The sequence below is a fragment of the Demequina muriae genome (genome assembly GCF_030418295.1).
In the GTDB taxonomy this organism is placed as follows: Bacteria; Actinomycetota; Actinomycetes; order Actinomycetales; family Demequinaceae; genus Demequina; species Demequina muriae.
In genome coordinates, this window is the sequence record NZ_JAUHQA010000001.1 from 1,579,078 (window position 1) to 1,592,148 (window position 13,071).

At 71.0% G+C, this 13,071-nt stretch carries 13 protein-coding genes; 8 read left to right on the forward strand and 5 right to left on the reverse strand.

Going from position 1 to position 13,071, the window contains the following annotated elements; translation table 11 throughout:
• Window positions 1–7 precede the first annotated feature (7 nt).
• The 4 genes from QQX02_RS07405 to QQX02_RS07420 are packed head-to-tail and all read left to right on the forward strand — an operon-like array spanning window position 8 to window position 4,591.
• A complete protein-coding gene (locus QQX02_RS07405) occupies window positions 8–781 on the forward strand; it encodes a cytochrome c biogenesis CcdA family protein (RefSeq protein WP_301142202.1) in 774 nt (257 codons plus the stop codon).
• Complete coding sequence (gene resB / locus QQX02_RS07410; protein ID WP_301142204.1) at window positions 781–2,445, forward strand: cytochrome c biogenesis protein ResB; 1,665 nt, start codon at window positions 781–783, stop codon at window positions 2,443–2,445. Before QQX02_RS07405 ends, resB begins: the two co-directional genes overlap by 1 nt.
• On the forward strand, window positions 2,442–3,464 hold the full coding sequence (gene ccsB, locus QQX02_RS07415; protein WP_301142206.1) for a c-type cytochrome biogenesis protein CcsB: 1,023 nt from the start codon (window positions 2,442–2,444) through the stop codon (window positions 3,462–3,464). Before resB ends, ccsB begins: the two co-directional genes overlap by 4 nt.
• Before the next feature lie 5 nt (window positions 3,465–3,469).
• Window positions 3,470–4,591, forward strand: coding sequence for a glycosyltransferase family 4 protein (locus QQX02_RS07420; protein ID WP_301142207.1), 1,122 nt, complete (start codon window positions 3,470–3,472; stop codon window positions 4,589–4,591).
• Here the strand turns inward: QQX02_RS07420 and QQX02_RS07425 are convergent.
• Window positions 4,588–4,890 (reverse strand): PLD nuclease N-terminal domain-containing protein, encoded by a 303-nt coding sequence (locus tag QQX02_RS07425; RefSeq protein ID WP_301142209.1) that lies wholly within the window; start codon window positions 4,888–4,890, stop codon window positions 4,588–4,590. The genes QQX02_RS07420 and QQX02_RS07425 overlap by 4 nt on opposite strands.
• A 32-nt stretch (window positions 4,891–4,922) precedes the next feature.
• Between QQX02_RS07425 and QQX02_RS07430 the strand changes: the two genes are divergently transcribed.
• Window positions 4,923–5,186 carry a DUF4229 domain-containing protein gene (locus tag QQX02_RS07430; protein ID WP_301142210.1) on the forward strand — a complete coding sequence of 88 codons (264 nt, stop codon included), beginning with the start codon at window positions 4,923–4,925 and terminating at the stop codon, window positions 5,184–5,186.
• A 14-nt stretch (window positions 5,187–5,200) separates the two neighbouring features.
• Here QQX02_RS07430 and QQX02_RS07435 read toward each other — a convergent pair whose 3' ends face one another.
• Both QQX02_RS07435 and QQX02_RS07440 read right to left on the reverse strand, forming a co-directional pair.
• On the reverse strand, window positions 5,201–6,094 hold the full coding sequence (locus QQX02_RS07435; protein WP_301142211.1) for a 1,4-dihydroxy-2-naphthoate polyprenyltransferase: 894 nt from the start codon (window positions 6,092–6,094) through the stop codon (window positions 5,201–5,203).
• On the reverse strand, window positions 6,091–7,122 hold the full coding sequence (locus QQX02_RS07440) for an AMP-binding enzyme (protein ID WP_301142212.1): 1,032 nt from the start codon (window positions 7,120–7,122) through the stop codon (window positions 6,091–6,093). Before QQX02_RS07440 ends, QQX02_RS07435 begins: the two co-directional genes overlap by 4 nt.
• A gap of 34 nt (window positions 7,123–7,156) precedes the next feature.
• On the opposite strand from QQX02_RS07440, the gene QQX02_RS07445 reads away from it, so the two are divergent.
• Window positions 7,157–8,248, forward strand: a complete 1,092-nt coding sequence (locus tag QQX02_RS07445) for a DUF3048 domain-containing protein (RefSeq protein WP_301142213.1) — start codon at window positions 7,157–7,159, stop codon at window positions 8,246–8,248.
• A gap of 136 nt (window positions 8,249–8,384) precedes the next feature.
• Here QQX02_RS07445 and QQX02_RS07450 read toward each other — a convergent pair whose 3' ends face one another.
• Complete coding sequence (locus QQX02_RS07450; protein WP_301142214.1) at window positions 8,385–9,317, reverse strand: 1,4-dihydroxy-2-naphthoyl-CoA synthase; 933 nt, start codon at window positions 9,315–9,317, stop codon at window positions 8,385–8,387.
• Window positions 9,318–9,503: 186 nt separating this feature from the next.
• On the opposite strand from QQX02_RS07450, the gene QQX02_RS07455 reads away from it, so the two are divergent.
• Both QQX02_RS07455 and menD read left to right on the forward strand, forming a co-directional pair.
• Window positions 9,504–10,388 carry an o-succinylbenzoate synthase gene (locus tag QQX02_RS07455; RefSeq protein WP_301142216.1) on the forward strand — a complete coding sequence of 295 codons (885 nt, stop codon included), beginning with the start codon at window positions 9,504–9,506 and terminating at the stop codon, window positions 10,386–10,388.
• Window positions 10,389–12,062 carry a 2-succinyl-5-enolpyruvyl-6-hydroxy-3-cyclohexene-1-carboxylic-acid synthase gene (gene menD, locus QQX02_RS07460; RefSeq protein WP_301142217.1) on the forward strand — a complete coding sequence of 558 codons (1,674 nt, stop codon included), beginning with the start codon at window positions 10,389–10,391 and terminating at the stop codon, window positions 12,060–12,062.
• 18 nt (window positions 12,063–12,080) lie between these two features.
• On the opposite strand, the gene QQX02_RS07465 is transcribed toward menD, so the two are convergent.
• Window positions 12,081–13,040: a zinc-binding dehydrogenase gene (locus tag QQX02_RS07465; protein WP_301142218.1), complete on the reverse strand. Its 960-nt coding sequence runs from the start codon at window positions 13,038–13,040 to the stop codon at window positions 12,081–12,083.
• Window positions 13,041–13,071 lie beyond the last annotated feature (31 nt).

Below are 13,071 nucleotides of genomic sequence, written 5' to 3' on the forward strand. Positions count from 1 at the left end.
CGTCCCCATGCTGACGTCCCTGACCGCCGGCATCGGCTCTGACTTCTCGTCGCAGGTGCTCTCCGGCTCGCTGCTCGCCGCGATCCCCATCGCACTGCTCGCGGGTCTGGTCAGCTTCGCGTCGCCGTGCGTGGTGCCGCTCGTGCCCGGATACCTGGGCTACCTCTCCGGCATGGCGGGGGCCGATGCGGGTCGCAAGTCCAGCAGGCCTCGCCTGGTGCTCGGCGTACTGCTGTTCATTCTCGGATTCTCAGCGGTGTTCGTCACGCTCGGCATCGTGGTGTCGGCCGCCGGCGCGCAGTTCGATGCGCAGCTGGACATCATCACGCGCGTGCTCGGGGTCTTCGTGATCCTCATGGGTCTCGCGTTCATGGGTGCGATGCCGTTCCTGCAGAACGAGCGCCGGCTGCACGTCAACCCCAAGGCGGGGCTCGCGGGGGCGCCGCTGCTCGGCATCGTGTTCGGGCTCGGGTGGACGCCCTGCATCGGCCCGACGCTGAGCGCCGTCATCACGCTCGGGCTGAATGAGGGGACCGTGGGTCGCGGCGCGCTGCTCGCCGTCGTCTACAGCCTCGGCATCGGACTGCCCTTCCTGGCGCTCGCGCTGTGGTTCGAGCGCTCAGGCGCGCTGCTCCGCTGGCTGCGGCGCCACCGCCGTGGGCTGCAGCTGTTCGGCGGCGCGATGCTGGTGATCTTGGGCGTGCTGCTGGTGACCGGGTTGTGGGGTCGCCTCACCGGCCTGATGCAAGGGTGGATCGACGGGTTCTGGGTGGCGGTCTGATGGCGCGCATGCGGATCGACAACTACGCGTACGCCGAGGTGCCGCGGCTCGGGTGGCGCGGCTGGCTGCGGTGGATGTGGCGTCAGGTCACGTCGATGCGCGTCGCATTGATCCTGCTGCTCGCCCTCGCACTCGCCGCGATCCCCGGCTCAGTGCTCCCCCAGTGGCCGCAGGACGCGGGCAACACGCGGGGGTTCATCGACGCCAACCCGTTCTGGGGGCCGCTGCTGGACCGGCTGGGCTTCCTCGACGTCTTCGGATCGGCGTGGTTCACGGCGATCTACCTGCTGCTGTTCGCCTCGCTCATCGGCTGCATCATTCCGCGCTGTCTCGTGTACTGGCGGGAGCTGCGCGAGCCGGTGCCGGCGGCGCCCTCGCGGCTGGACCGCTTCGACCCGATCTCGGCGGCCGCTCCCCAGGGCGCGCGCGTGGTGATGCCTGCGGCCCGGCGTGCGCTGAGCCCGGAGAGCTTCGGCGCCATGCCGGGCCGCAGGATCGCACTGCGCCGCCCGCGCTGGTGGCGCTGGTTCGCCGACTACCGCATCCGGGTCGACGAGCGTCCTCGCCGGGAGGACGATGCGGAGACGGAGCTCGCGCTCTCCGCCCACAAGGGTCACGTCCGCGAGCTCGGCAATCTGGTCTTCCACGTCTCGCTCATCGGCATCCTGCTCGCCGCCGCGGCGGGCACCATGCTCACCTACCGTGGCCAGGCGCTCATCGTCGAGGGAGACACGTTCACCAACTCCGTCTCCGCGTACGACTCCTACGAGTCCGGCTCGCTGTTCTCCGAGGACAGCCTCAACCCGTGGACCCTGAGCCTGGACCAGTTCGATGCCGTGTTCGGCCTGGACGGCAATCCGGACGAGTTCACCGCGTACGCCACGCTCACCGAACCGGACCAGGAGCCGCGCGCCGTCGAGGCGCAGGTCAACCGCCCCATCCAGGTCGACGGCGCCAAGATCTACCTCCAGGGCAACGGCTACGCGCCCGTCTTCACCATCACCGACTCGGCGGGCAACGTCGCGTTCGAGGGCGCGGTGCCGTTCCTGCCCCAGGACGGCGTCTACACCTCCACCGGCGTCGTGAAGGTGCCCGACGTCACCGAGGGCGATCAGCTGGGCTTCACGGGAACGCTGCTGCCCACGGCGCTGATCGACGGGGAGTCCGCCACGTCGCTGCACCCGTCTCCGACCAACCCCGTGATCGTGCTGGAGGTCTTCGCCGGTGATCTGGGGCTCGACGACGGCGTGCCGCAGAACGTCTATGCGCTCGACGAGTCCCAGCTGAGCCCCGTGCGCGGGGACGATGGGCAGCCGCTGGTGGTGGCGCTCGAGCCGGGACAGACCATCGAGCTGCCCGATGGACTGGGCACCGTCACGTGGGACTCGCTGCCGCGCTTCGCCGCCTTCGACCTGCGCCGGGACCCGTCCCTGCCGTGGCTCCTGGGCGCCTCGATCGGCGCCCTCGCGGGTCTGACGCTCAGCCTCTTCGGCACCCGCAGGCGACTGTGGCTGGTGGCGCCGGTGGGTCCGCACGCGGGCCGAAAGACTACAGTGGTGACGGCCGCCGCATGGGCCCCCGCCCATGACGCCGGAGCGCGCGACGACCTCGAGAGAGTGCTCGCTCAGGCCACGGGGACGCTCACGCGCAGGGAGGACTCATGAACGCTCAGGAACTCAGTTGGTACGCCCTGTGGGGCGCCGCCGCGCTGTACGCGATCGCGATGGTCGTCTCGTCCATCCACCTGTCGCGCGTAGCGGATGCGAAGGCCGCCGCCAAGGGCAAGGTCCCCGCCGCCGTCGGCGCGGCGCGCTCACGTGAGGGGTCCGCGCCGGTCTCGAGCGCATCGGCCGCTGTGCCCCCTGCCGTGCGGTCCCAGGCGACGGGCATCGCCCGCTCGACCACGCTCGTGGGCGCGATCCTGAATGGCGTCGGCGTTGCCGCCCGCGGCGTCGAGGCGGGACACGCGCCGTGGTCCACGATGTACGAGTACACGATCACGGGCAGCTTCGTCGCCGCCGTGGTCTTCCTGATCGTGCAGAGCCGCCGTGACGTCTCCTATCTCGCACCCGGCGTCACCGGGTTCGCGACCATCGCGCTGGGCATCGGCCTGACGACTCTGTACCAGGAGTCGACTGGCCTGCAGCCCGCGCTGCAGAGCTTCTGGCTCGTGATCCACGTCTCCATCGCCATCATCTCGACGGGCGTGTTCATCGTCGCCGCGGTGGCCACCGTCCTGCAACTGATGCGCGACTATCGGGGCGAGGAGCTGGCGGTCGTGGCCGAGGCGCGTCACGCGGCGGCACGGCTCGTGCGGCGGTGGCGCAACGCGAACGTAGGCACGCTCAAGCGCTGGAAGTGGCTGGAGGGCGTGCCCGAGCCGGCGACTCTCGAGGCGCTCGCGTTCAGGTTGCACGCCGTCGGATTCGTGCTGTGGACCTTCACCGTGATGGCCGGCGCCGTGTGGGCCGAGCACGCGTGGGGCCGGTACTGGGGATGGGACCCCAAGGAGGTCTGGTCCTTCGTGATCTGGGTCATCTACGCCGCGTATCTCCACGCACGCACCACCCAGGGCTGGGCGGGCCGTCGCAGCGCCGTGCTGGCGCTCGCCGGCTTCGTGGCGCTGATCATGAACTTCACCGTCGTGAACCTGTACTTCCAGGGCATGCACACGTACGCCTGAGTGTCATGAAGATCGCGATGGTGCTGGACGACAGCATCGACCGCCCCGACGGGGTGCAGCAGTACGTCCTGACTCTTGGCGCGTACTTCGAGCGCCAGGGCCACGAGGTGCACTACGTGTGCTCCGACGCGACGCGCGACGACATCACGGTGCACTCGCTCGCGCGCAATGTGGGGGTGACGTTCAACGGCAACGGCCTGCGCATCCCGCTGCCGACGTCACGCGCGGCATTGCGAGAGTTCCTCGAGGCCCAGCGCTACGACGTCATTCACGTGCAGATTCCGCATTCGCCGCTCTTCGCGGCACGGGTAGTGGACGAGGCCAGGCGGGTGCAGGCCCGCACCGTGCGAATCGTGGGCACGTTCCACATCCTGCCCGCGGGCACCGTGAGCGCGGCGGCCACGCGTCTACTCGGTCTGCTGCTGCGCCGCAATCTGCTGCGGTTCGATGCCTTCTGCGCGGTGTCGGCGCCTGCGGCCGAGTTCGCGCGACGCTCGTTCGGCATCGAGGCGCGCGTGATCCCATGCTCGATCGACACGTCGCTCTTCGCCGATGCGCAGCGCACCCCCCGCGCGGACGATCGGCTCGTGGTCGCGTTTCTCGGGAGGCTCGTGGACCGCAAGGGCGTGCTCGAGCTGATCGCGGCGCTGGCCGCGCTGCCGGAGCCGATGCGGGCGAGGCTGGACGTGCACATCGGCGGCAAGGGGCCGCTGCGCGACCGCGTGGCGGCTGCGATCGAGGCGGCGGGACTCGGCGACATCGTGACGCTGGTGGGATTCGTCTCGGAGGAGGACAAGCCCGCCTTCTACGCCGAGGCGGACATCGCGGTGTTCCCGGCGACGGGCGGGGAGAGCTTCGGGATCGTGCTGATCGAGGCGATGGCCTCGGGAGCGGGCGTGGTCATCGGCGGCGACAACCCCGGCTACCTGTCGGTGCTGGGCGACCGGTCCGAGGTCAGCGTGAACCCCCGGGACACCGCGGCGTTCGCGGCCTCGCTGGCGCGGCTGATCGATGACGCGGCGCTGCGGGCGACCGTTCATGAGGAGCAGGCCGAGCGCGTGGAGCGCTTCGACGTGACGGTGGTCGGCGAGCAGATCCTGAGCCTGTACGGCCGGGCCTCGGCCTAGAGCGGCCCGTCGCTCTCGCCGCGCTGGCGCCTGCGGCGCTCCTGGGTGCGCAGCCAGTTGAGGTACTCGGGGTCGTCGTCTGGCGCGCGGGGCTCGTTGCGCTGGACGCCGCCGCCCGTGCCATTGGCGTACTTGAGGTAGAGCCACGCTGCCGCGCCGAGCAGCGGCACCAGCACGATGATGACCACCCACAACCACTTGCGCAGCCCATAGGGCTTGGCGTCCGGGTGCTGCACGGCGTCCGTGACGCAGTAGACCGCCGGTGCGATGTAGAGGAGGATCAGCAGCAGGCGGAGCATGCCCTCATCCTATGCGCCGGTAGGTTGGTGCTATGAAGGTGTTCGCGTACTGGGCGGCTCGGACCGCGATCTTCGTGGCGGTGCTCGCCGCGCTGTGGCTCGTCGGCTGGTTCGACGTGATCGCCGTGTTCGCGGCGTTCATCCTCGCGTGGCTCATCTCCTACCTGGCGCTGCCGGGCATGCGCCTCGCCGCGCAGCAGCAGATGGCGGGCCTGATCGACCGCTCCCAGCGGGGCATGCGCGAGGCGGACTCCGAGGAGGACGCTGAGATCGGCGAGGCCGACGGCTCTCGCTAGAGCGCCGCGTTCCACTACAGCGCAATGCCCAGCGCGAGCGCGAGCCCGTAGACCAGACCCACCGCCGACAGCCCGGCGAAGATCACCTTGAGGCCGCCCGACGGCATCCCCACCTGTTCGCGCACCGCGCCGTCGATGCGCATCGCGATGGCGAAGTACAGGCTCGGCAGTGCGACGACGGTGGCGAGCAGCGCCCACGGATGCACGAACGCCACCACCACGGCACACAGCACGGGCAGCAGGACGACGGCCGCGAACACCTGGCGTGCGCGATGCGAACCGATCTTGACCGCGAGCGTGCGCTTGCCGGCGGCGGCGTCGGTGTCGAGGTCGCGGATGTTGTTGACCATGAGCAGCGCGACGGCGTAGAGGCCCACGCCCACCGATGCGGCGATCGCCCACCACGTGATGTCGCCGGCCTGCACGTACATGGTGCCCAGCACGGCGACGGGTCCGAAGAAGGCGAAGACCGCGACCTCGCCCCACCCGGCGTACCCGTAGGGACGGTCGGTGCCGGTGTAGGTCCAGGCGGCGATGATGGCGAACAGCCCCAGGAGGAGCAGCCACAGCGCTCCCGCGAGGAACACGACGAAGATCCCTGCGAGCGCCGCGACCGCGAAGCTCACGAAGGCGGCGCCCTTGACCGCGGTGGGCGTCGCCTTGCCGGTCGCGACCAGCCGGTCCGGGCCAATGCGGTCCACGTCGGTGCCCCGGATGCCGTCGGAGTAGTCGTTGGCGTAGTTGGACCCCACCTGCAGCCCGAGGGCCACGACCAATGCCAGCAGGGCGGTGTCGATGGCGAACATGCCCATCGCACCGGCGCTCGCGGAGCCGACGGCGACGGGTGAGACCGCAGTCCACAGGGTGCGCGGTCGCGCGCCTGCGACCCAGTCGGCGGCGGTGGTCATGGTGCCTCCTCGGCGATGATGCGTGCGGCGATCGCGCGCGCGGCGTACCGGTCGATCTTGCCAGCAGCGGTGCGCGGAACAGAATCGACGACCGCGAGGGCGGTAGGGAGCGTGGCGCGATCGAGGGCGAGGGCGCTGCGGAGCTCGTCGAGACTGAGGCGGGCGCCCTGGGCGGGCACGACCACCGCCACGACGCGCTCTCCCCATTGCGCGTCAGGAGTCCCCACCACCGCCGCGTCCGCGATGTCGCCGTGCGCCCGCAGCGCCTTCTCGACCGCGAGCGGATGCACATTGACGCCGCCGGACAGGATCACGTCGTCGGCCCTGCCCATGACGGTGAGGCTGCCGGCCTCGACGGAGCCGAGGTCGCCCGTGCGCAGCCAACGCTCTCCGCCCGCGTGGATGAACGCGGAGTCGTCGCCGTCCGCGTATCCGTCTGCGAGCATCGGCCCCGCGAGCAGGATCCGGCCGTCGTCGTCGATGCGGATGCTCGCGCCGTCCAGCGGCCGCCCGTCGTAGACGCAGCCGCCCGACGTCTCCGTCATGCCGTACGTCTCGATCGCGTGGGCGGGCAGCGCCATCCCCGGAGCTGCGCCGCCCACCAGCACGGCGTCAAAGGTCGCGAGCGCATCGGCCCCTCGCGGGTCGGAGAGCAGCCGCCACACCTGGGTGGGGACGAGGGACACGTATCGCCGTCCCGCAGGGACATGGGCTGCGGCCTCCGCAAAGCTGGCGGGCGTGAAGCGGGGGTGATCGTGATGGATGAGGTCGCCGCCGCCGACGTGCGCACGAGCGATCACCATCGCGCCGGCGATGCGGTCCGTCGGCAGCGCCAGGAGCCAGTGGCCCGGTCCGCCCAGGCGGTCGAGCGTCGCCGTCGCCGATGCGATCAGCGCGTCCCGGCCCACGAGCACCTCGCGCGGGTCGCCGGTCGAACCCGACGTCGGCGCTGCGATTCCGGCGGCGTGCCCGGAGAGCGCGGCCATGACCGCACCGCGACCTCCCTCGGCGAGCCGCGCGTAGTTCATGGCTCCAGCGTAGGGCGCACCTAGAATGTGGGGCATGAGAGCCTCGCGCGTCCTTTCCCTGACCGCCGTCGCCGTCGCCGGTGCCATGGTGCTGGCCGCGTGCTCGTCGGCAGAGGTGGTCGAGCCGCCGGCGACCACCCAGTCGGTGGGCGCGCCCAGCCCGTCCAGGTCCGCCGCCCCCAGCGCGCCGCCGGACCCGCGGCCCGCAGTGGTGTGGCCGCTCACGGGCGTCGACGCCACCGATGCCGATGCCGCGCTGCTCGACCGCCCGGCACTGTCGATCAAGATCGAGAACTCGTCCGATGCGCGTCCCCAGTCGAACCTGGATGCTGCGGACATCGTCTTCGAGGAGCAGGTCGAGTACGGGATCTCGCGGCTCGTGGCGGTCTACCACTCCGACACGCCCGAGACGGTGGGCCCGATCAGGTCCATGCGGCCCATGGACAAGAACATCATCGGCTCCTTCGGGGGCCCGCTCGTGTTCTCGGGAGCGCAGCGACGGTTCATCAACGATGCCGCTCGGTCGGGGACCACCCTGATCGCTCAGGATGTGGGCGCCTACGGCTTCTTCCGCACCTCGGACAAGCCCGCCCCGCACAACCTTCACGGCACGCTCGAGGACTTCTTCGCGCAGTCGACCGACCTGCCCGCACCGCCCGAGCAGTTCGAGTACGCGTATCCGGACGAGGAGTCGACGATCGTCACCGAGGGCACCGCGGTCACCTCGATCGACATCAACGCCTCGCCGCGGATGCAGCCGTCGTGGGACTGGGATGCGGACGGCGAGGCGTGGATGCGATCGGAGAGCGGCTCGCCGCACGTGACCTCGGATGGCACGCAGATCTCCGCCACCAACGTGATCGTGCTCTGGGTGGATCTGCGGAACACCAGCAGCAACGGGGGCTCGTCCGTGCCCGAGACGATCGTCGTGACTGATGCGGGCACTGGCTTCGCGGCGTCGGGCGACTCGTACATCCCGATCACGTGGTCCAAGGCCAGCCAGACGGATCCCTACATTCTCGAGACCGAGGATGGCGAGCCGGTGACCTTCATGCCCGGCAAGACCTGGGTGCAGCTGGTGCCGCAGTCGGGCGGCGCGGGCCGAGGGTCGGTCGACTTCAGCTAACAGGCGACCACCAGTGCCGGACAGGAGTCGCTGATGCCCGCGAGGGGTCAGTGAGTGCCGGACAGGTGTCTACCGCTGCTGTCCGGCACTCACTGTCGCCTCTGTCGCCTCGCGACGCCCTGTCCGGCGCCCACGGTCAGAACGCGTACGGGAAGCGCGTCCAGTCGGGCTCACGCCGCTCGAGGAACGCGTCGCGTCCCTCCTGAGCCTCGTCCGTCATGTACGCCATGCGGGTCGCCTCGCCGGCGAACACCTGCTGACCGGCGAGACCGTCGTCCGCGAGGTTGAAGGCGAACTTGAGCATGCGGATGGCCTGCGGCGACTTCGTCGCGATCAGCCGGGCGTACTCGAGCGCAGTCTCCTCGAGCTGGTCGTGCGGCACGGCCTCGTTGACGGCGCCCCACCTCTCCGCATCCTCGGCGGAGTACTCGCGCGCCAGGAAGAAGATCTCTCGCGCCCGCTTGTCGCCCACCTGACGGGCGAGCAGCGCGGAGCCGTAGCCCGCATCGAACGAGCCGACGTTCGCGTCGGTCTGCTTGAAGCGCGCGTGCTCGAGCGACGCGATCGACAGGTCGGCGACCACATGCAGGGAGTGCCCGCCGCCGGCCGCCCAGCCGTTCACCGCGGCGATGACGACCTTGGGGCTGGTGCGCATGAGCCGCTGCACCTCGAGGATGTGCAGCCGCCCGCCGTGCGCGGGCGCATCGGCTGCCGTGCCCTCGTAGAGGTAGCCGTCCTTGCCGCGAATGCGCTGGTCTCCGCCCGAGCAGAACGCCCACACGCCGTCCTTGGGCGCGGGGCCGTTGCCGGTGAGGATGACGGCCGCGACGTCGGCGGTCTGGCGTGCGTGGTCCAGCGCGCGGTACAGCTCGTCCACCGTCTGGGGACGGAAGGCGTTGCGCACCTCGGGCCGGTTGAACGCGATGCGCACTGCGGGCAGGTCGCGCTCCTCGTCGTCTTCACGGGACACCCACCGGTGATAGGTGATGTCGCCGTCGGGGAAGCCGTCGATCGCGCGCCACTGCTGCGCGTCGAACGTGTCGGAGACCTGCACCGGGGTGTCGCTCATGCGAGGTAAGCGTAGTCGCGCCCGCCGCGGCCCAACACTGCGAACCACTTTCGCCCGCGACACCCCGTAGGACCGCTCCGTCGGGGTCGCGGCGCGGGGTGTCGCGGGCAAGAACGGTTCGTAGTCAATGAGCGACGGCGGCCGATGCGCGAGCCGGGAGTGCGCCAGCGGCTTAGGCTGTCAGCCATGGAGTTCCGGCCCTTCACCGTCGAGCTCCGCACCCGATTCCGGGGCCTGACCAGCCGCTCCGGCGTGCTCGTCCGCGCGATCGACGCGGAAGGGCACGAGCATTGGGGCGAGTACTCGCCGTTCGCCGACTATTCGCCCGAGCGCAAGAGCCGGTGGTGGCGCGCCGCGATGGAGGCTGCTCGCGGCGAGTGGCCTGCGCCGGTGCGTGACTCGGTCGCCGTCAACAGCATCGTCCCCGAGGTCGACCCCGAGCGCGCCCGCGCCTACGCCACGGCAGGGGGAGCCCGCACCGCCAAGGTCAAGGTGGGCGGCGGGACTCTTGCGGACGACATCGCCCGTATCGAGGCCGTGGCCGATGCGCTGGGCGCGGGGGGTGCGATTCGCATCGACGTCAATGGCGGTTGGGAACTCGACGATGCGGTGCGCGCGATCCAGGCGCTCGACCGCGCCGCCCGCACGGGTGGCGTCGACGGGCTCGAGTACGTGGAGCAGCCGTGCGACACCGTCGCCGATCTCGCGTCGCTGCGACGCCGCGTGGACGTGCCCATCGCGGCCGACGAGGCCATCCGCATTCCCGGCACGGCAAGCGCGGTCCTCGCGGCCGATGCGGCAGACGTCTTCATCCTCAAGGCTTCCCCTTTGGGGGGCGTGCGGCGCGCGCTCGAGATCGCCGACGAGATTGCGCCCCGGCCGGTGGTCATCGCGAGCTCGATGGAGTCCTCCGTGGGGCTGGCGGCCGGCATCGCGCTCGCGTGCGCCCTTCCCGAGGAGCCGCTGGCGTGTGGACTCGGCACGGGAATGCTGCTCGCCACCGACACCGTCGCGTCGACGCTCGCGCCGACCGGCGGTCGCATCGGCTCACAGCCCCTGGAGGTCATCTAAGTGAATGCCAACCCGTCCGCCGCCTTTGCGCGCGAACTCGTCGCCTCGCTCTACGACCTGGGCGTGAGGGATTTCGTCCTGTGCCCCGGGTCGCGTTCGGGACCCTTGGCACACGCGCTCGCAGAGGCGGGCGGCGGCAACCCTCCGCTCGGTGCTCCCCGCGTCGACCTGCACGTGCGGGTGGACGAGCGTTCCGCCGCCTTCGTGGCGCTCGGCATCGCGCGCGGGCGAGCCGCGACCGATGTTCCTCGGCCGGTTGCGATGATCACCACCTCCGGCACCGCCGTCGGCAACCTGCTGCCGGCCGTCATGGAGGCTCATCACAGCGGCGTTCCGCTGCTGCTGATCACCGCGGATCGCCCGGGCGAGATGCGGGGAGTGGGCGCCAACCAGACCACGGATCAAGGCGGGATCTTCGCGACCTTCGCGCGGTGGAGCGCTGAGGTGCCCGCACCCGAGTCTCTCGAGACGCCCGGACGCGCTGCCACTCTGGCCGCCCGCGCGGTGGCGATCGCGATGGGCGACCCTGCGCGTGATGACATGACCGGGACCCCAGGCCCCGTTCACCTGAACATCGAGTTCCGCGAGCCCCTCGAGGCGGATGGCGGAGTCTGGCAGGATCCGCCGCGCATCGATCCCACCCCCTCGTACGGCACGCGTGTGCTCACCGCGGCTGACCTGCCTGCGCCGTTGCCTGCCGTCGAGCGGGGGCTGGTGATCGCGGGTGACCGCGCAGGCGACGTCGCACGCGAGGTTGCGGAGGCGCATGGCTGGCCACTGCTCGCCGAGCCCACCTCCGGCGCTCGCGCAGGTGACGCGTGCATCGGTTTCTATGTGAGCGTGCTGGAGAGCGACGCGGGACGCAGCCTTGCCGAACAGGTGCACCAGGTGGTGGTGATCGGCAGGCCTACGCTGTCGCGGCCCATCCAGCAGCTCATCGCGCGGGCGCCCTCCCTGATCGTCGCCGCGCACGGCGCCCGCTGGCGAGAGGCGCCTCGCCACGCCGACCAGGTGGTGCGCACAGTCCCGTCGTCGTGGCTGACGCGCAGCGACGGCACGTTGGAGCTGGGCGACTCCGCGTGGCTCGCGAAGTGGCGCGAGGCCGCCTCCGAGTTCGAGGATCTCGCTCATGTCTGGGGAGGCGATGCTGTGGCCGACGCCTTCATGGCCCCCCTCGGCAAGGGCGACGTCGCGGTGATCGGATCGTCCGGGCCCATCCGGGCGGTCGACCGGGTCGGCCCGGTGTGCTCGCCTGGAGAGGTGCCCACGCTGATCGCGAACCGCGGGCTGTCCGGCATTGACGGCACCGTCTCCACGGCGGTGGGGGTCGCGCTCGCCACGGGCCAGCCTACGCACGCGCTGATGGGCGACGTGACGTTCCTGCACGATGTCGGCGGGCTGCTGATCGGCCCGCTCGAGAAGCGGCCACGCCTGCGCATCGTGGTCGCGAATGACGGCGGCGGCACCATCTTCGGGCGCCTCGAGCACGCCTCCGCGCCTGCGGAGCACGTCGAGCGCGTCTTCACGACGCCGCATGGGGTGGACATCGGTGCGATCTGCGCGGGGTACGGGATCCCTCACGTCGCCGTGCGCAACGCCGATGCGCTGGCGAGGGCGGTCGCCGCGCCTCCGGTCACGCTCGAGGTGGTCGAGGCGCGACTGCCCCGTGCGTGATCGACGACGGCGGCGCGGCTAGACCTCCAGCACGACCTTGCGCTGGCCGGGGCGGGGGTGCATGGCGGCCGCGAACGCGCGCTGCACCTGCGCGATGGGGAACACGTGCGTGACGATGTGGTCGGCCACGCCTGGCTGGTCCACGAGGTAGTCCTGGGCACGCTCGAGCATGGCGCGGTGCTCGCGGGTGACGCCTGTGATCAGGGTGCCGTTGCGGCGGAAGAAGTCGCGCAGGGGCAGCGCATACCAGTCGTCGTCCGGCACGCCGAAGGCGACCACCGAGCCGCCGGGCGCCACCGCCGCCATCGAGTCGGCGAGAGTGGACGTCTGGTGGCCCACCATCTCGAGCACGATGTCCGGGCGGTCGGCGTCGGCGAGTCCCCGCGCCCAGCCCCGTGACGTGTCGCGCACCAGGTCGTCGATGGGCAGACCCATCGCATCGGCCGCGCGGTCGAGCGGGTCGACGCCCACGATGCGTCCGGCGCCGTGGTGACGGGCGAGGACGCTCGCCATCAGCCCGAACGGGCCCACGCCGACGATTCCGACGCTGCGCCCGTCGAGGGGACCCAGGCGGTCGAAGACGGTCATGAGGCATGCGACCGACTGCGCGACGGTGACGTGCGTGTCGGGTGCGTCCATGCGCACCTTGGAGACCTGGTCGCCCGAGGTGATGAACACCTGACGCAGCGCGTCCCAGTTCGACGCCCATCCCACGACCCGGTCGCCCGACACGAAGTCGGGATGCGCGGAGCACAGCACCTCGCCCACGATCTCGTGCATCGGGCGCCCTGCCTGTCCCGCCCCTCCGGCCGGCACCATCGCGCCGCGCGCGAACGGGAGGTCCGAACCGCAGACCGCTCCCGCGGTGAGCTCCACCAGCAGTTCGCCGGGCTGGATGGACAGCGGGGGCGACTCTTCGACGCGCTCGAAGCGGTGCGGTGCGGCGACTCGGTACGCCCAGGTGGTGTCGGTGCTCATAGGGCGGACGCTAGCAATGCGAGAGCGGCGC